Annotated in this window: 15 protein-coding genes; 6 read left to right on the top strand and 9 right to left on the bottom strand. The window is 69.8% G+C overall.

The features are described from left to right. Nucleotides 1-48: 48 nt before the first annotated feature. A complete protein-coding gene (locus WMF46_RS13280) occupies nt 49-417 on the bottom strand; it encodes a hypothetical protein (protein ID WP_437985952.1) in 369 nt (122 codons plus the stop codon). 207 nt (nt 418-624) lie between these two features. Here WMF46_RS13280 and WMF46_RS13275 point away from each other — a divergent pair, with 207 nt between their 5' ends. Next, complete coding sequence (locus WMF46_RS13275) at nt 625-1,638, top strand: CPBP family glutamic-type intramembrane protease (protein WP_437985951.1); 1,014 nt, start codon at nt 625-627, stop codon at nt 1,636-1,638. Between the two features lie 73 nt (nt 1,639-1,711). Here WMF46_RS13275 and WMF46_RS13270 read toward each other — a convergent pair whose 3' ends face one another. Beyond that, nucleotides 1,712-2,197 (bottom strand): hypothetical protein, encoded by a 486-nt coding sequence (locus WMF46_RS13270; RefSeq protein ID WP_437985950.1) that lies wholly within the window; start codon nt 2,195-2,197, stop codon nt 1,712-1,714. A gap of 212 nt (nt 2,198-2,409) precedes the next feature. Between WMF46_RS13270 and WMF46_RS13265 the strand changes: the two genes are divergently transcribed. Both WMF46_RS13265 and WMF46_RS13260 read left to right on the top strand, forming a co-directional pair. Then, nucleotides 2,410-3,114 (top strand): transglycosylase SLT domain-containing protein, encoded by a 705-nt coding sequence (locus WMF46_RS13265; RefSeq protein ID WP_437985949.1) that lies wholly within the window; start codon nt 2,410-2,412, stop codon nt 3,112-3,114. Nucleotides 3,115-3,357: 243 nt separating this feature from the next. Beyond that, on the top strand, nt 3,358-4,743 hold the full coding sequence (locus WMF46_RS13260; RefSeq protein ID WP_437985948.1) for a KamA family radical SAM protein: 1,386 nt from the start codon (nt 3,358-3,360) through the stop codon (nt 4,741-4,743). A gap of 54 nt (nt 4,744-4,797) precedes the next feature. Here the strand turns inward: WMF46_RS13260 and WMF46_RS13255 are convergent, their stop codons facing one another. The 4 genes from WMF46_RS13255 to WMF46_RS13240 all read right to left on the bottom strand — a co-directional run bounded on the left by WMF46_RS13255 (nt 4,798) and on the right by WMF46_RS13240 (nt 11,113). Continuing rightward, a complete protein-coding gene (locus WMF46_RS13255) occupies nt 4,798-6,276 on the bottom strand; it encodes a WYL domain-containing protein (RefSeq protein WP_437985947.1) in 1,479 nt (492 codons plus the stop codon). Nucleotides 6,277-6,520: 244 nt separating this feature from the next. Then, nucleotides 6,521-7,156, bottom strand: a complete 636-nt coding sequence (locus WMF46_RS13250; protein ID WP_437552281.1) for a hypothetical protein — start codon at nt 7,154-7,156, stop codon at nt 6,521-6,523. Between the two features lie 143 nt (nt 7,157-7,299). After that, nucleotides 7,300-9,360: a MopE-related protein gene (locus tag WMF46_RS13245; RefSeq protein WP_437985946.1), complete on the bottom strand. Its 2,061-nt coding sequence runs from the start codon at nt 9,358-9,360 to the stop codon at nt 7,300-7,302. Between the two features lie 85 nt (nt 9,361-9,445). Beyond that, nucleotides 9,446-11,113, bottom strand: a complete 1,668-nt coding sequence (locus WMF46_RS13240) for a hypothetical protein (RefSeq protein ID WP_437985945.1) — start codon at nt 11,111-11,113, stop codon at nt 9,446-9,448. Between the two features lie 198 nt (nt 11,114-11,311). Between WMF46_RS13240 and WMF46_RS13235 the strand changes: the two genes are divergently transcribed. Together WMF46_RS13235 and WMF46_RS13230 are read left to right on the top strand one after the other, a co-directional pair. Next, nucleotides 11,312-12,652, top strand: a complete 1,341-nt coding sequence (locus tag WMF46_RS13235; RefSeq protein ID WP_437985944.1) for a porin — start codon at nt 11,312-11,314, stop codon at nt 12,650-12,652. 11 nt (nt 12,653-12,663) lie between these two features. Then, nucleotides 12,664-16,302: a PHP domain-containing protein gene (locus WMF46_RS13230; protein ID WP_437985943.1), complete on the top strand. Its 3,639-nt coding sequence runs from the start codon at nt 12,664-12,666 to the stop codon at nt 16,300-16,302. A 162-nt stretch (nt 16,303-16,464) separates the two neighbouring features. Here WMF46_RS13230 and WMF46_RS13225 read toward each other — a convergent pair whose 3' ends face one another. Then, on the bottom strand, nt 16,465-18,195 hold the full coding sequence (locus WMF46_RS13225) for an OmpA family protein (protein ID WP_437985942.1): 1,731 nt from the start codon (nt 18,193-18,195) through the stop codon (nt 16,465-16,467). Nucleotides 18,196-18,909: 714 nt separating this feature from the next. On the opposite strand from WMF46_RS13225, the gene WMF46_RS13220 reads away from it, so the two are divergent. After that, nucleotides 18,910-19,737, top strand: coding sequence for a formylglycine-generating enzyme family protein (locus WMF46_RS13220; RefSeq protein WP_437985941.1), 828 nt, complete (start codon nt 18,910-18,912; stop codon nt 19,735-19,737). A gap of 121 nt (nt 19,738-19,858) precedes the next feature. Here the strand turns inward: WMF46_RS13220 and WMF46_RS13215 are convergent, their stop codons facing one another. Together WMF46_RS13215 and WMF46_RS13210 are read right to left on the bottom strand one after the other, a co-directional pair. Further along, nucleotides 19,859-21,592, bottom strand: coding sequence for an integrin alpha (locus WMF46_RS13215; RefSeq protein ID WP_437985940.1), 1,734 nt, complete (start codon nt 21,590-21,592; stop codon nt 19,859-19,861). A gap of 206 nt (nt 21,593-21,798) precedes the next feature. Further along, a complete protein-coding gene (locus tag WMF46_RS13210) occupies nt 21,799-23,640 on the bottom strand; it encodes an IgGFc-binding protein (protein WP_437985939.1) in 1,842 nt (613 codons plus the stop codon). Between the last annotated feature and the right edge of the window lie 130 nt (nt 23,641-23,770).

The raw sequence follows: 23,770 nt of genomic DNA, 5'->3' as shown, positions 1-23,770 counted from the left end.
GGCAGCCCGGTCACAACCGGCGGGAGGGGGGCTCCGAGCAGCGCGCGCTCAGGCCTGGGCCTTCGAGGCCGCCTTCGCCCGCTTCGAGGCCGACTGGTAAAGGTCGTAGAGGCGCGGGACGGGGTACGCCTCGAGGCGCTTCTTGTACCCCTGGTCCTTCGACCGGTTCAGGACGGTCAGCGTCTCGTCGATGAGCTTCGCCCGCGTCCCGAACTTCTCCTTTACAACGCTGAACGTCGCGTGGAGGCGGAGGAGCTTGGCGTTCGAGACGTGATCCAGGCCCTTCGTGCCGCCCCGATCGGAGCTGACGCGCCCGAGCCAGAGGTCCTCGGTCGCGAACCCTTTCACGGCCTCGACGAGCTTCGCCTTGTCGCCGAAGCGCTCCTTCACGATCGCAAGCGGATTTTTGCTGGCCATTGCTGAGACTCCCACGGGCAGGCGAGGCCTGCGCCGGACATGCGCGAGATGACTCGCGCGGCTTTGAAGAGGGGCGCGATCTAGCAGAGCAGGGCGGGGCGCCGCAAGGGCGCGCTGCGGAGGGGCGGCGCCGGCGGCGGTCGAGATCCCGCGTCGCCCGAGTGTCGCCGCTGTGCTGGGCCGCGGATCGTGGTACACGGCGCGCCGATGCTCAACCTGGGGAGCTGGCTCGTGGCGCACGTCGACCGGCTCCGGCCGCTGCAGCCGCCCCTCTCGGACGTCGGCTCCCGCCTCGCCGCGCCCTCGTCGGCCCTGGGGAGCACCGTCCTCAAGGCCCTGTTCCCGGTCGTCGCGTTCATCGCGCTCGCGCCCGTCCTCTGGCTCTTCTTCCGGCGCACCTGGCGGGAGCTCGACGTCGAGGCCCACGAGCACCAGCGGCGCACCCTCGCCGCCGGCGGCTACGACCGCCGCCCCGCGGTCCTGTTCACCATCACCGCCGTCGTGCTCATGCTGCAGCAGTACTACGGCGGTCGCGCCGTCTACGACGAGCACATCCGGCCGTGGCTGCGCGAGCTCGAGCTCGCCCAGACGCTCTCGCCGGCCGGGACGCTGCTGCCCATCTCGCTCCGCCGCTACGACGAGCTCTACGGCTACGTCTGGTGGTCGTTCACCCGCGTCTTCGGCTACGTCGCCATCCCGATGGTCGCGTGGAAGGCCTGCTTCCCGAAGGACAGCCTGCTCGACATGGGGCTGCGCGTCCGGGGGCTCGCGAAGCACGCGTGGATCTACCTGCTCTGCCTCGCCGTCGTCGTCCCGGCGGTGTTCGTCGTCGCGAGCGCGCCCGACTTCGGGACCTATTACCCGTTCTACAAGCAGTCCTCCCGCTCCTGGTTCGACCTCATCGCCTGGGAGACGATGTATTTCGCCCAGTTCTTCGCGCTGGAGATCTTCTTCCGCGGCTTCTGGCTCGCCGGCCTGCGGCACACGCTGGGCTCCGGCGCGATCTTCGCGATGATCGTCCCCTACTGCATGATCCACTTCGGCAAGCCGTACCTGGAGGCGGCCGGCGCCGTGGTCGCCGGGATCGCGCTCGGCTCGCTCGCGATGCGCACGAAGAGCATCTACTCGGGCTTCCTGGTCCACGTCACGATCGCGCTGCTCATGGACCTCGTCGCGCTGTCGAACCGCGGCGCGCTGCCGCGATCGTTCTGGGGGACGTGACGTCTTCTGACGCCTTCGCACGCCTTCGCGGCCAGCCGGCGGCGCGCCCGATGACGCGCCCTCGCGCCTTGGCTCAGCCGAGCGTTTGGGTCAGCTTGCGCATGATCTCCGCCCGGCTGCGGTCACGGATCCCGCGCCGGTAGAGCGCCTCCAGCCCGCCCGCGGCCGCGCGCACCGCGTCGCGGTGCTCGCCGTCCCAGGGGAGCACCGCGAGCCTCCGCCAGAGGATCTTCTCGAGGAGCCGGGGCTTGCGCCTGGCCAGCGCGCCGCTCGCGAGCTCGATGACCCGAGCCGAGGTCGGGTCGGCGCGCATCGCGCGCACGAAGAACCCCACGGCCGCTGTCACGCGGCGGCCGCCGTGCATCGCCTGTACGCCAGCGTCGCACAGGGCCTCGGCCCGCTCGCGCGGGGTCGCGGCGCGCCGCGCGCGCTCCCGCGCGGCCTGCACCTCGGCGCTCAGCGCGTCCCGGCGCCGCCGGGCAGGGCGCATCTTGACGACGAGGAACAGGATGAAGAGGGCCGCAACCCCCGCGAGCACATGCCGCCAGCCGATGTCCATGGCGCCCGCCTTACTACAGCGCCCGGGACGTGCTCACCAGACCGAGCTTCCAGGACGGGGGGCGGTGCGCCGGATCGCCTCACGACGGCGTCCTCGGGATGACGGCGCGTGCCCGAAGCGTTGCTCTCCAATTCAGCTTCAGCTTCCTCCGATTCCACCGGCACGATTTCCGCCGATACGGTGCGGTTTGCGCGAGCGGACGATCGCAACCTATGCTGAACCGAGAGATGCCTGCCCCGTCGACCTCCGGGCCTTCCCTTCGCGTGCCCCTGCGCGCCCTCGCCGCCGCGCTCGGGCTCGCCGTCCTCGCGCTGCACCCGGGCAGCGCGCTCGCCGACATCTTCACGTACACCGATGCGGATGGAACGGTGCACTTCGCGAACCGCCCCACCGGCGACGCGCGGTTCAAGCTGTACATCAAGGGCGACGGGCGCCGCTCTTCGACGACGCGCGCGGGGGTGACGCCGGTCGCGCCGAGCGACAAATCGCTCGATCGCTTCAGCCGCTACGACGCGTGGATCCGGCAGGCCGCCGCGCTCTATCAGATCCCCGAGGAGCTCGTCCGCGCGGTGATCAAGTGCGAGAGCGACTACGATCCACGGGCCGTCTCGCCCGTCGGCGCGCAGGGGCTGATGCAGCTGATGCCAGAGACCGCGCTCCGCATGCAGGTGCGCGACGCGTTCGACGCGCGAGAGAACATCTTCGGTGGAACGCGGTACCTGCGCATCCTGGCCAACCTCTTCAACGGAGATCTCGATCTCACCATCGCCGGCTACAACGCCGGTGAAGGGGCGGTCATGAGGCACGGCGGCATCCCGCCGTACGAAGAGACCCAGGCCTACGTGACGCGCGTCCGGACCTACTACGCGCGCTACCGCACTACCCGGGACACCACGGTCGCGTCGATCGAACCCTGACCGGCCCGCGCGCCCGCCAATCGTGCCCGCCAACAGCGAGCGCGCTCGCCAGCCCCCCGCCCGCCCGCCAGAGGCGCCGCTCGGCGACAAGCGGCGTACATCGCCCCCGACGGGGTACCGCGATGCTACGCTCCCAGGAACCGCTGCCGCAGCCTCTCCCGGGCAGGCCCCGAGACGCGCAGGCGCAGGCACGCGGCCATCCCTCGACGCTCTCTTTGCTCCGCGCGAGCAAGGGTCCACGACATGACGACCACCTCGAGCCTCATCGAACTCAGCAAGCGAAGCCACGACATCGCGCCCCTCAAGCCGCCGGTGGACCCGGCGTCCCTCCATCACGCGAACCTGCTCGAGCTGCCCGATTTCCGGAGGATCCCGGCCTACGCCGACGTGACCGACGAGCAGTTCAATGACCACCGGTGGCAGGCGAAGAAGTCGATCACCCGCCCCGACAAGCTGCTCGACACGCTGCGCGGGATGGTGTCGGACGACTTCATCCGGGACGCGACCGAGGGCTTCGCGCGCGCGCCGATGAGCGTCCGGGTCTCGCCGTACATGCTCTCTCTGATCGACTGGAACGATCCGTACACCGATCCGCTCCGGACTCAGTTCATCCCGCTGGCCTCGCGCTTCCTGCCGGATCACCCGAAGCTCGGGCTCGACTCCCTGCACGAGCGCGCGGACGCGCCCGTCCCCGGGCTGACGCACCGGTACGCCGACAAGGCGCTCTTCCTGCCGCTCGACACGTGCCCCGTGTACTGCCGCTTCTGTACGCGCAGCTACGCGGTGGGCATCGACACGGAGGAGGTCGAGAAGACCCACTTCAAGGTCGACGAGGAGCGCTGGAAGCGAGCGTACGCGTACATCGCGTCGCGCCCCGAGCTCGAGGACATCGTCGTCTCCGGCGGCGACGCGTACAACCTGCGGCCGGAGCAGCTCGGCGCGATCGGCGAGACGCTCCTCAGGATGCCGAACATCCAGCGCATCCGCCTCGCCACGAAGGGCCCGGCCGTGATGCCGCAGAAGATCCTGACCGACGACGAGTGGATCGACGCGGTCACGCGCACGGTCGAGCTCGGCCGGAAGCTGCACAAGGAGGTCGTGATCCACACGCACTTCAACCACCCGAACGAGATCACGGGCGTCACCCGCGACGCGATGAACAAGCTCTTCGAGCGGGGGATCACGGTCAGGAACCAGTCCGTGCTGCAGCGCGGGGTGAACGACACGCCCGAGACGATGAAGCTGCTCGTGAAGCGCCTGGGGCACGTGCACGTGCACCCCTATTACGTCTACATCCACGACCTCGTCCGCGGCGTGGAGGACCTCCGGACCACGCTGGCGACCGGGCTCACGATCGAGAAGTACGTGCGCGGCTCGACCGCCGGGTTCAACACGCCGACGTTCGTCGTCGACGCGCCCGGCGGCGGAGGCAAGCGCGACGCGCACTCGTTCGAGCACTACGACCGCACGACCGGGATCTCGGTGTTCGAGGCGCCGAGCGTCAAGCCGGGGCAGCGGTACACGTACTTCGATCCGATCGATCAGCTGCCGGCCGAGGGGCGCGCCCGCTGGGCGGACCCGGCGGAGCACCAGAAGATGATCGACGAGGCGCTCCAGGCCTCGCGCTGAGGCGGGCCAGCTCCGTGGGTCAGCGATCCCACCCGGGATCGCTGGACTGGGGAGCTAGGCCTCGGCCGGCGGATCCTCGTAGCGGGCGAGCGCGCCCGCGAGCTCGCGCTTCACGCGGTCCACGAGGTCGGGCGGCTCGACGACGCGTGCGGTCTCGCCGAAGCCGAGGACCCACGTCGCGAGCTCCGTCATGTCGCCGATGAGCATCGTGAGCCGCACGCCGCCGCCGGAAAGCGGCGTGATCTCCTGAGACGGATGCACCTTGCGCGTCCGCACGAACTCGGTGACGCGCTCGTCGAAGTCGATCACGACGCGCCGGGGCTCGCCCCCGCGCCAGATGCCGAACTGGCCCTGGAAGTAGTCGTCGATGGAGAAATCCGGGGGCAGCTCGAACCGCTCGGTGACCGCGCACTCCGTGTCGCGCATGCGATCGAGCAGGAACGTGCGCACCTCGCCGCGCCCCACGTGGAGGCCCACGCAGTAGATCGCGTCCTTGTAGAGGACGAGCGCGTACGGGTGGATGAGCACCCGCTCCTCGCGCCCGTCCCGCGAGCGGCGGTAGCGGCACCGCAGGGGGCGCAGGTCGGCGACGGACTGGAACAGGTCGTCGAGCTCCTCGGTGCGCGCGGCGTAGTCCTTCGGAGCGAACGGGAGATAGAGGAAGCGCTCCTCCAGCCGCGCGTCGGCGACGCCGGCGTTCGGGCCGCGCCCGGGTCTGCGCGCGACGCCGAGGAGGCGCTGCGCGGCGAGGTCGATCTCCTCGAACAGGGTCGAGCCGCGCATCGGCTCGAACAGCCGGCGGGCGGCGAGCAGGGCGTACGCCTGCGTCCGCCGCACCTCGACGCGCCGGGGCGCCTCGCTCGGAGACAGCCGCCAGAGGCGAGGGCCCCCGGGGCGCGTGGCGACCGACACGAGATCGAGCTCGCGCTTGACCTCGACAAGGTAGCGCCGGAGCGAGCGCGGCGTGACGTTGAGTTCGCGCGCGAGATCGTAGATCGTCAGGCCAGCAGGGTGCTTCTGCAGCAGGCTGCGCAGCGAGTCGAGCCGCCGGTGCTGGGTGAACGGGCCGCGCGGCCGGCCGCGCTGCGCGCCGCCCCGCGCGTCGTCGTCATCGTCGTCGTCGTCCTCGTCCGGCGGAGGAGGCCTCTTCGAGGCGGCCGCAGGAGCACCCGCCTCCGCCCGCGGAGGGCCCGCTGGAGGGCGCACGCTCGGCGCGGACGGGGCCGCTGGAGGGCGCACGCTCGGCGCGGACGGGGCCGCTGGAGGGCGCACGCTCGGGGCCGCCGTGCTCGACCTGACGTCGAGGGCCGCGTCCCCGGTGAGCCGCGGCGCCGCGCCCGCGCGCGGCTTCGGGGGCGGCGTCGCGCCGCTCGAGAACGGGTCGGCGGTCTGGCCGACGCGCGGGCGCGGAGCAGCCGCTGCCCCGCTCGATTTGCCGGCCCCCCGCGCGCGAGTGGACGCGGTGGCAGGCGCATGGGCACCCCCAGGGCCTGTGCGAACAGCGCGCGCCATCAGCTCAGCGCTGTATCGCATCACCCCCTCCCGTCCAAGATGTTTGTCCCGCGCCCTGCCGACCGAGCAGCGATCGCCGACCGGGCGCGCGGCGGCGACGCTCGCCGCTCGCGGCGCTCCAGGAAGCGGCGCTCGGCGCTCGCCACGGCGCCGTGAGCCCGCGAAAATATCGTTTGGTTACGGGAATTTCGCCGCGGCGAGCCGCGGGGACGCAGCGGCGAGCGGCGCGAGCCGGAGCGCATCCGCCGCGCCGCCGGCGGGCGGCTCACCAGGGACGATCGCGCATCGTCTTCTTGTACTGCTCCTTGTAGAGGTCGTGGCACTGCTTGCAGCTCGCCTTCGCGCCGTCGACGTCGCCGGCCTTCGCCTTGGCGATGCCGGCCTTCGTGATCGCCACCCAGCTGCCCATGCCGGGCGGCGGCTTGCTGGCCACGTACTGCAGCGCCGTCGCGATCTTCGCGGCGTCGCCGCTCGAGGTCGCGGAGGCCATCGTGCTCTTCATCCAGGCCTGCATCGGGCACATCTTCTGGCCCTTCGCCCCGCACTCGAACTTCTTCTCGCCCGCCTGCGCGGCGCCGGTCGACGCTGGCCCCGCGGCCGCGGCGGCAGACGCAGCGGCCGTCGCCTTCGGCGCCGCCGTCTCCGCCGGCTCGGCGGTCGCCGCGGCCGTCTCCGCCGGAGCGGCCGACGCAGCGGCCGTCGGCTCGGCGGTCGCCGCGGCCGGCACGGCCGCCGTCGCCACCGGCGCGGCCGTCGTCGCCGCAGGGGCGGCGCTCTCGGTCGGCTTGCCCTCGGCCACCGCTCCGGGGGCCGTCGCGTCGCTCCCCTTGCTATCGCAGCCGAGCGTGGCGAAAGACAGGCTCGCGAGCAACAGCGCGAGCGGCGTGATCGTTCTCCTCATGCAGTCTCCTTGGGTGATGAACGGAAGCGCTCCTGACGAGCGCGAGGCCGAGGGATGCGTGCCGCGGTCCTCTTTGCGCCGCGCAGTGTAATCGGGTCGCCGTCCGTCCGCTGCGGTCGCGCGCTATCGTCCCGCGCGGCGCTTCACTCGCGCGTGCCGGGCGTCGAGGCAAACGTCGACCACTGGAAGTTGTCGAGGAGGGCCACGGAATCGTTCCAGGGATCGCCGGTGTCCCAAAGTACGAAGCGCAGCTCCATGATCTCACCCGGGGTGACATTGCCGTTCATGACCAGCCATCCGGTCCCGCCGCCCGCGCGCTCGCTCGATCCGCACCAGCCAGGGTCACCGCTGACGTGGGCGGGCGGCCTGGTGGCATCGAACCCCGTCCCGCGGAGCTGGGTGATGCTCGTGCAGGTCGTCGTGGTGCCGGGGGTGGCGCCGCCGCCGCACCCGGTCGGCCCGTTCACGCACTGGGTGAAGAGCCCGGTGCCGCCAAACGCGAGGTTCGTTCCCAGCGGGTAGACCGGCGCCCCGGCGGGCGGCGGGTCATAGAAGGCGAGGTTCCCGTCCGCCGGGTTCGCCGTCTCGCCCGGAAAGGGCTCGAACGTCGAGTCGAGGAGCGCCAGAAAGAAGTCGTTGAACCGGCTGCATACCCACTCCGGATACTCGGACGAGAGGAAGAACGTCGAGACGTTGAACGCGCTCGCGTTCGTCGGCACGCGGACGCGCAGCTTCAGCATCACGGGATCGTGGGCCGTCGCGCCACCCTGCGGGTCAGGGCACCCGGGCGCGTTCGGGAGGTTGTCGCCGTTCGCGTCGAGCCAGTCCGCGGGCACCCTGCTCGACGTCCCCATGTCCTGGCCGCCCTGGAACGGGGCGAAGCTCGGCCTCGTGTTGTTCGGCGCCGCCTCGGCCGCGGCGACGCCGGTCGAGAGCACCGCGAGCCGCGCGCCCTGGAGCGGCGTGATGCCGGAGCCGAAGCCCTGGCGGATCGACCGCTGGGCCGCGGCCGGCGCGCTTGCGCCGTCGGCGCGGTGGAAGCTCGCGGAGAGGACACCCCACGTGCGCTGCGAGCGCGACGGCGGGCTCGCCGTCGTGGTGACGCAGAGGTCGATCGCCTTGGCATAGTCGAGCGCGGTCGGCGAGTCGCTCGTGAGCCCGGCGTCGCAAGGCGCGGTGTTGTCTGCCACGCCGTCGCAGTCGTCGTCGATCCCGTTGCCCTCCACCTCGAACGCGCCGCGGTTCACGAGGGCCGGGGTGCCGCACCCGTCCGAAGGCGAGTCGCAGCAATCGCCATCGCAGATCGTCCACCCGTCGCCGTCCTGATCGGGTGGGTTGTCGGCGGTGCCGTCGCAGTCGTTGTCGACGCCGTCGGCGCACACGTCGAGCGCCGGCAGCACCTGGTGAAGGCATGGCCCCCACGAGAGGCCGCTCGACCTGCAGGTGGAGACCCCGGGGGCGCAGGGAGCGACCCCCTCGGTGCCCGGCGGTCCCTCGTAACACACCCTCGTGTCGCCCGGCGCGCACGAGCAGGGCCCGCGCGCTGCTTCGTCGTGCTCGCACCCGTCCGCCGGATCGTGGTTGCAGTCGAGGAACCCGTCCTCGCAGGCGGTGAGCGCGCACGCGCCCGAGACGCAGGCGATCCCGGCGTGCGAGAGCTCCGGACAGGCGCGACCGCAGGCGCCGCAGCTCAGCGCGTCCGTCTGGAGATCCCGACAGACACCATCGCAGCACGCCGCGCCGCTCTCACACCGGTGCGCCGCCGAGCAGCCCTGAACGCACTCGCCCTCTCCGGTGCACAGCGCGCCCAGGGGACAGTCGCCGTCGACGAGGCAAGCAACACAGGCGTGCTTCGCGGGATCGCAGGTGAACGGAGCTGCGCAGTCGGACTCGGCTTCACAGCCCGGAAGGCAGCGCTTCGCCTCGGGATCGCAGTACTGACCGGGCGGGCACGCCAGAGGGCCAGGCAGACAGGCCACGCAGTCGCCCGTCTCCGGGTCGCACAGCGGGGCGCTCGGGTCCGCGGCGCAGTCCGCCGGACAGCCGGAAGCGCCCTCGCCTCCCGCACCCCGCGGGATGTCGGGGCCTGCCGCGCCGGCGCAGGACGGCGCCACGCCGGACGCCAGCGCGAGCCAGACCACGGCGGCGAGCCCTCCGCTCCAGGCCAGCGGGCGGCGACGGACTGCGCGGGTTCTTGTCGACATCGGCAAGCGGCTCCCCTCCTCGGCGCGACGCACCCGAGGGGTGGCCGACCGCGAGGATCGTAGACTACCCGGTCGGTGGCGTCGCTCAACGCGTGTGCTCGTAGAGCGTGAAGGCGCCATCGCGCTCGATCCGGCGAAACGAGGGGTGCGCCGCGGTGAACACCGGCTTGTCCGGCCGCTCGTTCCGGAGGATCACGTAATCGTACGCGACGCCATGGACATCCGGCTTGAACCACTCACCGCGGTTCGACGGCGGCGCGGGGAGGCGACGCTTCAGCGTGAAGGGGAAACCCACATTGTGCCAGCCGTCCGCGCTGAAGCCCCCATGCATGATCTGCACCCACGAGGAGAAGTGGTTCGTGCCCTCGATGATCAGCGATTCATCGGTCCGCGGAGGCAGCGTCAAGAAGAGGACCTCGGCGCCCGGCGGGATCCGCTCCACCATCCGGGCGAACGGCGCGACCCGCTCGTCGAAGCGCGCATATTTCTCCGAGAGGTGGAGCGGCAGCACGAGCGCCGCCGCCACGGCGGGGGCCATCAGGAGGCGCGAGCGGCCCTGGAGCGGCGCCGTGATGGCCAGGAAGCCGAAGAAGCAGATGAACGGCGAGAAGCGCCCGCTCACGAACCACCAGTCGAAGGGGCGAGCCAGATGCAGCGGCACGAGAAAATAGCAGATCGCCATCGCAGCGCAGAGGGCGAGAGAGCGATGGCGATGCAGCCGGTCGAGAAGCGAGCCGACAGGCGCAGCTGGCTCGCGCGCGGGAAGGCTACTGCCAGGGAGGAAGCGCCGGGCGGCGCCGGAGAGGCCCAGCAGCGACGCCACCGCGAAGAGCACCCAGAAGAGCCGGGTGTCGAGATCGCCCGATACCGAGTCGAGCGTGTATTCGGGGAACGATCGGAGCATCTCGTGCCATGGCACCCAGACGCCCTGGAACCGCGGGCCGCTCCGCAGATCGACCATGGGGCTCTTGAAGGCGACGAGCTGCCACAGGACGAGCGCGACGGCGGGAGCGAAGAGCGGCAGCGCGACGGCGATCCGCGACCACCGGGGCAGGTGGCAGAGCATCAACACGGCGACGCAGACGTAATAGCCGAAGAGGATGAGCGGATGGCTGAGGCCGCAGCCGACGCTGAGCAGCGCGACGGCGGCCCCGCGCAAGGGGCTCGGCCGATCGAGGTAGGCGTCGAGCGCGAGCACGCCGGCGAGCAGCAGCGCGACGCCGACGAGGAACGGCAGGAAGCCGCACGCCCAGGAGAGGGTGAAGGCCAGCGGGAAGGTGAGGACCGAGAGCCAGGGGCTGCGCCGCGTCCGGCGCGCCCAGCCGAGCGCCGCCGCGGGGATGGCGAGCACATAACCGGAGAGCACGACGCGATTCGCGTTCTCGAGGCCGACGCCATAGGCGATCACGTGCGTCAGGATGTGATAGGCGCCGTAGGGGGCCGGACGGAGGCTGAGCTCGTAGAAGTCCCTGAAGCGCGTCCACGGCTCGTCGAAGCTGTGCCAGATATGGACGGCCGCGAGGTGGTTCGGCAGATCGAGCAACGGCAGGAACCGCACCCGCCATATCGGCACGATGGCTGCGACGGCGAGGAGCACGAACGTCGCGACGAACACCCTGTCGCAGGGCCAGCGATTCCCGCTCTCGACCGCGGGAGGCGCCTCCGCGCCAGGAGGTCGAGGCGGCGGGGCGGCGGACGCGCCGGCCCGGGAGGTGGGATCACTGTCGGACGGGCTCGAACCGGGCATTTCCATGAGAAGTGTGGCGCTCCCCTTCCCTGCGCTGCTGCGCGAGGCTCGGGTAGGCCGCGAGCGTTAGCACAGCGCGCCGCGCGGATTGCAGCGCCGCGTGTCTTCCTCTAGTTTCCCGGGCACCTCGCCGGGTGGACACGGCACGAGGTGACGACCACTGGCCAGCCGGAGCGGCAGGGGCGCTCCAGGAGACCCGAATCCATGAGGCACCTCGCTCGCGTCGCAGGCGGCGCCGCAGTCCTGCTCGCCGCCGCCACGCCGCGCGCGCAGGAGCCCGAGCCCGCCGCAGCGGAGCCCGCCGCCGCGGTCGCGAGCCCGGGCGACGCGCAGGCAGAAGGGGTCGAGGCGGCCGCCGAGCCGGAAGGCGCAGCGGCGCAGGCCGATCGGGCGAGCGCGCAGGCGCGGGAGCCGCGGCCGCGCGAGGCGCCAGCGCCCGCGTCTCCGGCGCCCGCGAGCGGCGGCGACCGCGGCGACCTCTTGCCGCCGGGCTTCCGGGAGCGGGTGCGGGTCGCGCTCGGGCCGCTCGAGATCGCGCCGATCGCGCTGCTCGCGCTGCAAGCCGCGCCCTACGTGGGCGAAGACGCGCTGGGCCAGGCCGGCGACAGCGCCGAGCAGCCCGGCTTCCGCCTGCGCCGGGTCCGCGCCGGGCTGCGCGGCGACGTCGCGGGGCTCGTGCGGTTCGCCATCTCGACGGAGCTCGCCGGGGACGACGCGGGGACGGCGCGCATCCACGAGGCGTGGGCCGGCGTCACGGCGGCGCGCCCGCTCGAGGTGATCGCGGGCGCGCGCACCGTGCCCTTCTCTCGCTCGGCGATGACCGGCGCAGGCGACGGCGCCCTCGCCGAGCGGCCGCTCGCCGTCCGCGCGATCGCCCCGTTCACGCAGGTCGGGATCCAGGCCGAAGGGCACTTCCAGGACCGCGCCTTCAGCTGTCACGCGGGCGTCTACAACGCCTTCCAGCGATCGGATCAGTTCTACGCAGGTCCCTCCGAGAGCCTCGCTCCCCTCGGCAACCGCTTCGAGGGGATCGCCGTCGCCGGCCGGGTCGCCACCGAGCCGCGGGGCCCGCTCGGCCGTACGCTCCAGGACGTCGCCCGCTCGCCCTTCCGCCTCGGGGTCGGCGCCGACGGCTTCTTCAGCGACGGCGGCGCGCGCACGCTCTATGGCGCGAGCGCCGATGTCCTGGTGCACGCCGCGGGGCTTCACGCGCTCGGCGAGGTGCTCTGGACCGGGGCGAGCCCCAAGGCGGTGCCCACCCAGCCAATCGCGCAGATCACCTCGATCTCGTCGCTCGCGCTCGTCTTCGAGGCAGGCTACATGCTCATCGCCCGGAAGCTCGGTGTATCGGGTCGCGTGGAGTGGATCGACCCCAACCTGGATATCGACGATGAAGGGGACAACCTCGTGCTCACCGGCGGCGCGAGCTACCACGCGTACGACGATCTGGTGAAGGCGCAGCTCGAATACACGCACCGGGAAGAGCTCGGCGGGCTGTCGCTCTCGAACGACGTGCTCCTCCTGCAACTCCAGCTCTCGCTGTAGGAGAGATCTCTGTGCGGCGAACCCACCGCTGGCTCACCCGGGTAGCGCTCGTCCCGCTCGCCGCCGCCGCGCTCGCCGCCCCCGCGCTGCCGAGCTGCGGGGGCGATCGGCTGCTCCGCGCCAAGCGGATAGAGCAGCGCGCCGAGCTCGTCGGCGGCCCTGTGGCGATGGCGGACATAGGCGACTTCCTCCTCGAGAACGACCAGATCCGCGTGGCGATCCTGGGCGGGCGAGACTCGCCCGGGCCGGGGATCTTCGGCGGGGCCATCGTCGACGTCGACCGGCGGCGCGGCCGGATCGGCGAGGAGGGCGGACAGGGGCGCGACCGGTTCGCGGAGATGTTCTCGCTCGCCAACCTCATCGTGCCCGACCCGACGGCGACCGACGTCTCCGTGCTCGCGGACGGCTCCGACGGCGCGGAGGCCGGGATCCGCGTCGAGGGAGACGGAGAGTTCCTGTTCGAGGCGATAGGCCTGCTCCGGGCGCAGGAGGATCTGCTCGGCCTCTTCTTCCCCGGCGTCCGCTCCAGGATCCGCTTCCGGACAGACTACCTCCTTCACCCGGGCGATCGGTTCGTGACGGTGCGCACGGTCCTCCTGCTCGACGACAGGCCGCCGCCCGGCTGCGAGCCCCAGAGGAGCTGCGAGCCGTGCCCGGACGGGTATCGGCAGGATCCGGGCGGCTGCCTGACCTGCGCGTGCAGCGAGGTCCTGCCGCTGGACAACGCCACGGCCCCGGTCTCGGTGTTCGGCGGCGTCCTCGGCGATCCGCCGGAGGCCGCGCAGGAGGCGTCGTCGCGCCGCGCCGGCATCGTCGCCGGAGATTTCGTGTTCTTCGGCAACCAGAACGACGTCTTCGCGCCCGGCGCGGGCTTCGACGAGGACACGGCGGTCCAGGACGCGTGGAACGCGGGGCGGAACTCCTTCCAGGCGCCGCTCACCTTCGATTTCGTGGCCGCGGCGGGCGGGGACGTCAGCTACGGCTACTTCACGAAGGCAGCGGAGGGCGCGGCGCCATCGGTGGTCAACGTGCCCCTCTTCGCCAGCGCGGCGACGGCGTTCGTATCCGCCAGCCGATCGTGCCTGTTCAGCGAGGAGGACGACGAGGCGTGCGACGCCCACCGCGCGTTCAGCTACGAGCGCTACCTGGCCGTGGGCGACGGCGACGTCTCGAGCGTGACGGGCGTGATGCACCGGCTCCGCGGGACCGCGACCGGCGCGGTCAGCGGCCACGTGCTGTGGGAAGACACCCTCGAGGCCGCGCCGAACGCCCGGGTGTTCGTCTTCGCCGATCCCGATCCCGCGCGGCCCTTCGCCTCGCTGGACGAGCTCGTGGCGGCCAACCGGGAGGCGCGCGGCGACGTGGGCCTCGTCGACGAGATCGACGCGGATCTCGGCCTCGACCCGTCCGAGGACGGCGATTTCCGCGGCGCCCTGCCGCCCGGCAGCTACCTGCTCGTGGCGAGGAACGCTGCGGGGACGGCGATGTCGGCGCCCCTCCGGGTGAGCCTCCGGGCCGGACAGGAGGTCGTGGTGTCGCCGCGCCTCCCCGCGCCGGCGAGGGTGCGTTACCGGGTCGCGGACGAGGCGGGCCAGCGGGTGCCGGCCAAGCTCGCCTTCGCCTCGCTCGACGAGGCGGGGCGGAGGCTCCCGGGCGACGGCCAGCGCAGGGTCTACCTCGGCGACGGCCGGCTCGGGAACGGCAACCGCGCCGTCGAGATCACGGCCACCGGCGAGGGAGAGGTCGAGATCGAGCCCGGGCGATACCAGATCACGGTGTCGCGCGGCATCGAGTACGGCATCTACGTCGAGCGCGACGTCACGCTCGCGCCGGGCCGCACGTTGGAGCTCGACGCCACGCTCGTGCGCGAGGTCGACACGAGCGGGTGGATGTCGGCCGACATGCACCTCCACTCCGAGCCGAGCTTCGACAGCGGCATGGCGCTGCCGCGGCGGGTGGCCACGGTGGCGGCGGAGGGCGTGGAGCTCGCGGTGTCGACCGACCACGACGTCGAGACGGACTACCAGCCGACAGCGCGCGCGCTCGGGCTCGCGCCTCACCTCGCCACGGCGATCGGGGCGGAGATCACCACGCTGGAGCAGGGGCACTTCATCGGGTTCCCGCTCGAGTACGACGAGCTCGATGTCCCGGGCCACGGGGCGCACGACTGGACGTGCGAGCCCGGCGGGGCGATCCTCGACGCCATCCGGGCCTCCGGCGACGGCACCGTGGCGCCGCTGACGATCGTCGCGCACCCGCGCGACGGCTTCTTCGGCTACATCGACCAGCTCGGCGTCGACACCTACACGATGGGCCGGACGCCGACGTTCCTCGAGGAGAACAACCCCGTCTTCCGGACCGCGAGCTGCGCGTTCGACGCGATGGAGGTCATCAACGGCAAGCGGTTCGATCTGGTGCGCACGCCGAGCGTGGCCGAGGTCGTCGACTGGAACCGCTGCCTCGCGCGGCTGAACGCCGCCGGGAGCGCCGCCGAGATCGAGGCCGCGTGCCCCGAGGTGGCGGGCTGGCTGCGCGCGCCGTGCGCGGCGACGTCCGCGCCGGGCGGCGCCCCCGGCGCAGGCGCGGCTGCCGCCGCTATCGCATTCTCCGATTGCAAGCGCCGCGCCCGCACCGAGCTCGCATGGGCGCTGATGAAGCGCATCCTCGCCCGGACGCCCGACGAGCAGGCGAACAACTGGACCTTCTCCGGAACGACCTCCGACAGCCAGGAGCTCTGCGGACCCGCGGCGCTCGGCGGCGCTCCGGTCCCCGAGGACGCGCGCGACGCGCCGTGCACGTACCGCGCGGGCCAGGTGGACGATTATTTCCGCTACCTCGATCGGGGCTTCGCCCCGGCGCAGATCGCCAGCAGCGACAGCCACGACGGGTCGAAGGAGCCGGGCTTCCCGCGGACCTATTTCCGGAGCGCGACCGACTCCCCGGCCGCCCTCGAGACGCCGGCCGCGGTCGAGAGCTTGCGGGGCGCGCACGCCTTCGCGACGTACGGCCCCTTCATCCGCGCGACGATCCGCGGCAAGACGTATGGTGAGGTGGCGGCGGCGAGCGCGGGGGAGCCGCTCGAGCTCTTGTTCGATGTCCAGACGGCGAGCTGGTTCGGCGTCGATCGGGTGGAGATCTACCTGAACGGCGGGATGCTCCGCTTGCTGGAGCCGGCCATGCCGCCGAGCGCGATCGTGGACGTGCGCGGCAAGGTCACCTTCACGGCGCCGGATCGCGACTCCTGGGTGGTGATCATCGCCATGGGGCTCGAGGACAGGAACCTCATGAGCCCTGTCTCCCTGGACGTGCCCTTCGGTGAGATCCAGCTCTCCCGGCTGGCCGGCGACGCGTTCGGCCGGATCCCCGCGCTCAGCGCCCTGTTCGCGCCCACGCCGACGGTGCCCGACTGGTCGCCGGTCCCGCCCTACGCGATCACCAACCCGATCACCATCGATGTCGACGGCAACGGCCGCTACGACGCCCCGCTGGCGAGGCCCGATTTCTGCTCTCGTCCCTGCGATCCCGGCGTCCTCGATCCGGAGCAGTGTCCCGCGGAGCAGGTTTGCCTGACGGAAGAGGCGGTCTGCGGCTTTCCGATCCCCGGCAAGTGCGACCATCGTCGCGCGGCGCTCGCGCACCGCGACGACTGAACGCCGATCCCCGGGAGCGCGCCTGCGTGGGACGCGCCCGCGTGGCCGGGCCGAACCCGGCCGGCTCTCAGGAGATGACGTTTGCGTGCACATGCCGGGGCACGTGCACGCAAACGTCGCTTGATCCCGGGGGGAGGATCGGCCAGCCGCTCCGGCTGGAGCTTACCGGCCCTCGATCGTCTGCGACTTGATATGGAACTCGACGCGCCGGTTGCGCTGCCGGCCTTCCGGCGTGTCGTTGGACAGGAGCGGCCGGCGGGAGCCATAGCCGACGGAGGTGAGCCGCTCCGACTGAACGCCCTTGTTGATCAGGTAGACCCTGACCGCGATGGCGCGGTTGTGCGCGAGCCGGTCGTTGTAGTCGATGGTGCCCTGGTTGTCGGTGTGCCCCTCGATGCTGAGCAGCTTGATCTCGGGGTTCGCCTTGAGCAGGCGCACGACCTCGTCGAGGATCGGATAGCTCTGCGGGAGGATCCTGGAGCTGTCGAACTCGAACTCGACCTGCTTCATGATCTCGATCTCGGCGGAGCCGGTGATCCTGCGGATGTAGAACGGGCAGCCGTTCTTCTCCGGGTCTTCGACGACGACCTGCCCCGGCTCCTTCGGGCATTTGTCCTGCGCGTCGGGGATGCCGTCCTGATCCGCGTCCTCCTCGGGGCAGCCGTCGCGATCGTCGATGCCGTCCTTGTCCTCGGGGTCGTCCGGGCACTTGTCGACGACGTCCGGGATGCCGTCGCCGTCGCGGTCGGGCATGTCCGGACATCCGTCGCTCGGCTTGGGCTGCTTGCCGTCCTCGGGGTCCTCCGGGCAGAGGTCGATGACGTCGGGGTAGCCGTCGCCGTCGGCGTCCTTCTCCGCCGTGATCACGTAGTTGAAGCCGGGCGAGCGGGCGTCGGAGTCGGCGATGCCGAACGAGCCGCCGACGAGGGCGACCCCCCGGAAATCGGGCGCGTAGCCGCCGCTCATGCGGGTGCCGACGCCGGCGCCGACGTAGACCGCCTTGTCCTTGGTGAGGAACATCTTGCTGTTGAGCTGCCACTCGATGGGCGAGGCATCGAGCTCGCCCGCGGTCTCCTTGAGGAGGCCGAACGAGCCGAAGATCTCGGCCCCGAGGCGGAGCTTGCCGTCGAGGAGCGGGACGTAGCCGCCGACGCCGTACGTGAGCTCGCTGCCCACGACGAGCTCGTTGATCGCCACGCGCGGCCGGATGGCGACGCCGGTGTTCAGGGTGACGAAGAAATCCTTGAAGTCGTACTCGGCGCCGAGGCCGAACGAGCTGCTAACGCCCCGGTCGCCGGCGAAGGAGTAGTTGTTGCCGATGGGCACGAAGACCGCGCCGGTGAGGCCGAGCCGGAAGCGGCGCTCGTCGAGCTCCAGGGCGACGAAGCGCGCGTCGACCCGGAGGTCCATGGGGGTGGCGGTCTTCAGGTCGACGCTCTGGTTGAGGCCGAGCTCGCGGTGGTAGGTCTGGTTGCCGTCCTGGAACAGGACGATGGGGAACGAGACCTGGAGCGCGCCGCGGCCGAGGATCTCGACGCCCGCGTTCAGGTAGGTGATGAGCTGGGAGGTGACGGGCCCGTCGCCCTCGACCCGCTCCTCGATGGCGAGGTTGTCAACGTAGTTGTCGTCGCGGAGCGGGTGGACCGACATCCCCAGCCCGAGCTGCCCGAAGAAGCGCGTCCGTTCCCCCATGTGCGGGCGCCAGACGCCGATCCCGTCGTCGGGGGCGCCGGCCATCCTGAGGCGATCGAGGTAGAAGGTCCGGTCCTGCGCGCGGGCGGCGGAGGGCGCCAGCGCGGCGAGGGCCGGTGCGGCCAGGGCCGCTGCGGTCAGCGCGCAGCGAAGGCGCGACGGGCGTCGCGGCGCACGGCCCGGCAGGTTTCGTCGATCCATCACGGTGAGCTGTCCTCCAAGCAACGCTCGAAAAACGAGGTTGACGCGGGCGTTCCGCCGCATGCGGGCCGGCGTCCGGGCGGGAGACTACTCGGGCCGGGGGAGGATGTCTCCTGGGTCGAACCAGGAGGTGCGAGGACCGCCGCGGAAGCGGGCGGCTGTGTCCAGGGCGCGCGGGGTTGGGGCGGCGGGCTTGGCGCGCGGTGCTTCCGCGTCCTCAGCACGGTGTGTAGCGTGGGCCGCGTGGCGACGGTGAAAGAGCGGCGAACGGGCTTCGGCGCGGGCGCGCGGATGGCTCCGCTGGCGATTGCGGCCGGGATGACGAGCTGCGGCCTGGTGCTCGGGCTTGACGACTTCAAGGACGCTCCGCGGGCGGGTGCTGGGGGAGGCGGAGCCGGCGGCGACAGCGCCTCGAGCTCGGGCGCCGGAGGCTGCGCGCAGGCCGAGCGCGACTGCGTCGGCGATACGCCCCGGCAGTGTGCAGACGGGGAGTGGGTTCACCAGCGGCCTTGCAGCGGAGAGACGCCAGTCTGTGCAAAGGGCCGATGTGTACCATGCACCGAGGACGAGCGCGGGTGCTCCGGTGAGAAACCGCGGCGATGTGACGGGGGCGCGTGGGTCGAGGAGGCGCCGTGCGCGACGCCGTTCCCGGGGTGCCGCGACGGGGTCTGCGTCCCGACGAGCTGCCAGGGCGGCGACGCGCCTGGTACGGGAGTGAGCTGCGGGGCCGACCGGGACAAGGATTGCTGCGCCGCTGACGTCGTGCCGGGAGGAACGTTCTACCGGAGCAATGATGAGAGCTATCCAGCCACCGTCAGCGACTTCAGGCTCGACAGATACGAGGTCACGGTAGGGCGATTTCGGGCGTTCGTGGAGGCGCTGAAGGGGACGCAGAGGGATCCCCCGGCGCTCGGAGCCGGGGAGCGCCCTGGTGTGACCAGTAGCGGGTGGAAGTTCGATTGGACATCCTCGCTCTCTGCAAACACCGAGGAGCTCAAAGCACAGCTCGAATGCGACTACTACCCGACATGGACCGCTGCGCCGGGCCCCAACGAACGCCGGCCGATCCATTGCGTCACGTGGTATGAGGCCTTCGCATTCTGCGTATGGGACGGGGGCTACCTGCCCACCGAGGCCGAGTGGAACTACGCCGCCGCCGGCGGCGCGGAGCAGCGGATGTATCCGTGGGGTGAGTCGAGAGAGCGCGGGTTCGCTGCCAACGAGTGCAGAGGGAACGGTTCTTCCAGCGGATGCAGCGTCGCCGCGTTCCTGCCTGTTGGCTCGTTCTCGCCGTCCGGCGATGCGAGGTGGGGCCACGCCGATATGCTAGGAAACGTCTCGGAGTGGACCCTGGATTGCAGCGGAGACTATCCGATGCCGTGCGAGGACTGCTCGCACCAGGGCTGCTCGGGCTCAACAGGATACGTGGTTCGCGGCGGGAATGCCATCGCTCCGCTCTACGATACAGCGTTCAGAAACAGGGAAGCTCGCACGACCCGGACCCAGGGCGTGCGCTGCGCCAGAAAGCTCCAGGGAGAGTGATCAGACGAGTCCAGGAGCCGCTCCGGAGCCAGAACACAGGTAGCTACGCACCAAGCGGGTCGACCCCGAAGCGCTGAGCAACCAGCAGCGAGAGGCCATCGCTGGTCCAGCAGTTACAGCGTCACCATTTCGTCACCGCCACGCCAAAGGGCCGGCTAGAGTCATGAGGCTGCGACACTGACGCGTCTGCCTCCGGAGTAGCCACGAGATCCGACCTTCCGAAGTATATATACGCGACACTGGCAAACGGAGCCCCTGCCGTGAGATCCGCGTAGCCGTCGCCGTTCACATCGCCGGACGAGCCCAGAACGCTACCAAAGCCCCGCTGCGTGTCACCAGGCCTGTACATCGCAACATCTGGCACACCATCAAACGCTGCCCCAGGGCCGCCCTCGTACACATACACGACACCTGGACGAGATGCAGCGTCAGACGACCCCACAGCCACTTCGTCAAAGCCATCCATGTTCATGTCACCCGCCGAGGCCACAGCAGTACCAAAGCGAGTACGGGCTCCCCCGACAAGCGTGACATCCGGGGTAGAGGCTATGCCTTCGGGGCCGCCCCAATAGAGGTATGCGCGATCGGCCGTTGAAGACCCAACGATAACATCTCCGAAGCCGTCACCGTTAACATCACCCGCCGCGGCGATCGACGAAAAGAACTCGGGATCGTCAGGGGGCGCCTCAAGCTCGACGGCCGGCGAGACATCGAACCCTTGACCTGGATGCCCGAAATACAGGCGGATGACGCGAAGTCCATGAGCTGCGACCGCCAGGATCACATCTGAGAATTCATCACCGTTGACGTCTCCCGCCGCCGACACGATTACCCCGGATAGTTGTGTGCCCGCATCAACGTCGACCTCCAAAATTACGGGGTTCGACAGATTCTCGATCCCCGATGGTCCGCCAAAATAGAGATACCCGGAGGGAGGATCTTCCCTGCTGACGATCACATCACCGAAACCATCGGCGTTGACGTCACCGGCGGAGGCGAGGTAAGTCCCCGCAGCAGGAAGCGTTGCGATGATCTCTCCGCGAAAGGTGTCACGACCGCTCCCCCGGTAGACGATCGCCTTGCCGGATTCCCCACGGGGAGCTCCTACGACGACATCGGCGTAGCCATCTCCATCGACATCCCCTGCACACGCAAGAGAAGCGCCGAAGCCATCCCCCGCCCCATCGGGGCTGAAAACTACCCCGCTGGGCTGCCCACCAAACTGAGACTCAGCCGCCCCGTAGTAGAAATAGGTCGCACCTGCCGTCGTGGTCAGACCGACTGCGCCCACCGCGACGTCATCGAACCCATCGGCATTGAAATCGCATTTGGTTCGGCCAACGTTAATCCAGCGAGCAGGAGAAAAATCCGAGCACCGCCGCTGCGAGCAAGCGCGCACATGCCAGTAGTAACGCTGGCCGGCAGGAGGAAGCAGCGACCCCTCCAAGTCCGCCTCCGGCCTGTGTACGACCTCTTCAGTAACGACCGACACGGCGTGAGTCATCGCCGGATCGCTGCTGTACTGCAATTCGTACTCGATGGGCACGTCGCCCGCCACCGTCGAGGCCTCCCACACGAACGTGGGCCGCCTGGACCCATTCTTCCGCATGGTGCCTACATATGCATCATTTAGCGGAAGCCGGAGGATCGGCATTGTCGGTGCCTCAAACGTCCCTGCTCCACCACCGGAACCACCGGATCCTTGCATCGCGCCGCCGCCGGTGCCCGTTGATGAGCGGTCGGCATCAGAGAACTCATCCAGGCCGAGGATCGTACCGCATCCGGACACGGAGATGATTACCGCGATCGATAGGCTCATCGAGAACAGATGGCCATCGCGCCTGCGTGCTTCCATAGAAATCAAGGAGGAACACAGTCCCTTGTATTGCGCAAGCAGAAGAAGCAGGCGCCATCCCAGTTTTCACAGAATGAATGTGTCCGACGCTCTTGGCTCGAGCAGAAAGGGCTGCTTGCTCGGCCAACTGACAATCGCTCGGCGGTCGTACGTTGTAGAATGGAACGATCGCTGATGCCGATGCAGGCTGGGTACACCTGCCACGACTAGTTTGCCGTCGGAGGTATCTCGACGTCGTTGATCGGCAGGAACCCAGCACCGGCGGGGTAAGCGTACGACACACGGTAATTCTGCTGGATTGCTCCCCACCCCCAGACCGTGACCCCGAACGGAAGATCGCTCCGCATTTCGTGCCGGCCGTTCACGCAGCCGCCGACCGGCTCGAAGTTCCCCGTCGTGAGGTCGACGATGGTGTACTCGTAGTCGCCGATAGGCTTCCACCCGCTGAGAGTGCCTACGCAATCCAGATCCACATCGGCAAACTCGCCATTCACCTTCGACCGCGTACGGGTGACGACAAGGCTTGTTTCCGGGTAGGTCGGATCTGTAAAGAACACGTAATAATCCAGGAACTGAGACGGCGGAACCACATTGATCCAGTCTGGATCGCCGATCGTCATGTACGCGTCCCCGCCCGTCATGTATTGACCAACATAGAACGGAGCGTTCACCCCCTGGCTCTTGACGACGAACGGCTCACCGGATTCAAATTGATATACCTCGCCGAGATTGACGACATCCGGAGCGCCCTCCGGCTTGGACGGCTTCCAGGTGAGCTCCGTACCGTCGACCATGCCCACGATTCGCCAGGGGGGAGACTCTTCGCGATCCGCGATGCGGTTCCGATAGCGAACCCCCACATACTCGTTGCCAGTGGCCCTGACAGGCGCTATCTGCTGCTGTCCTGAATCGCAATCGCCGGTGGTGTTCGGCACGACCATGCAAGCATGGGCGCCGAAGACGCCCACAGGTTTGGTCGATTCGATGGGGCTCCCGGTCAACTCCTCTTTCTGAGTTATCTGCAGGAATTCGCCGGCGTTCAACGTGTACGTCTTCGCTACCCCGCTGCTGGCAGGTTCGACGTTCGTGCCACCCACGACGTCGACCTTCGGCAGGATGGTCACGTCGGTACCGTTCTGGTGGGCGACGATAGCCAGCGATGGGTACGCGCCCGCGTAGTCCTCTGGTGACACTGACTCCGACTCCGAGTACCCATTGATCGCAACATAGTTCGTTGCCCAGGCGCTCGTAGGCAGAAGCAACGTCGCTGAGGTAAAGGCCGCCTTCCCACCACCATAGGGAAGCATCTGATAAGCTACGACGGGATAGTCCGTCGTGATGTGGAACGCGCTTCCGCGTCCGGTCCCTGCCACACCGCTGTCCAGATTGAGAGCTCCCTCCATGGGACAGTCTTCAACGCTCGCCGCGGCAGACTTCCTTGAAAGGAAAAGGACCGCGACCTGCCCGACAGCAAGCCCGTCGTTCGCATTGTATTTTTGGTAATCTACCTTGCTCTCCACCTCATTCCACGTCGGAATGTAGGCAAAGTTTTCGACCGGAAGCTGCTGTCCGTCGCGTCCAACGTTGATCTTGACCGGCAACTCCCATGTGTTCGCGAGCATCGCGGCGAAGCACGCGCCCTTGGTGGTCGGCATCAGGGCCGTCTTCAACGCCCAGTAGTCGCATCCATACGAGCTCTTCGACCTCTCCGCCGCCTCGCACGGGTTGGGCACGCACTCGGCGTTGACGCAGCCCTCCTTTGGGCCGCAAGTCTCCAGCGCAACGCCGTTGCAGCTGATGACTTTCTTCAGATCATTGGAGCACGTCGAATCGCACCGCCCCCCCTCTCCGAAGGTCCCCGTGCTCCCCCCCTCCCCGCCCGCGCCGCCGGTGCCGGCGCCGCCGCCGGTCCCGGTGGGGCCCGAGCCGGAGCCGGTGAGCCCTTCACGGTACGAGTCCGTGCACGCGGCGAACGAGCCCGTCACACCGGCTGTCGCTGCAAGTAATCCCACAATCGCGTGTCGACGGTATCTAGCCATGTTCGCCATCTCTACAGGGCTCCTTCCCCCACAAGCATCCTGAAACTTCGCGCCTTCGAGCGTAACACGGTTCGACCGCCGTGGGGAGGCCCGCGAAAGCGTTCGCATTTTTTCGGGGGCGCCGCGAGAGCGGGTTGCA

Origin of the sequence: Sorangium sp. So ce117, assembly GCF_051524395.1 — a bacterium.
GTDB lineage: Bacteria > Myxococcota_A > Polyangia > Polyangiales > Polyangiaceae > Sorangium > Sorangium cellulosum_B.
The sequence above is the reverse complement of the archived record's forward strand: the minus strand, read 5'-3'. Positions and strand labels throughout refer to the sequence as shown.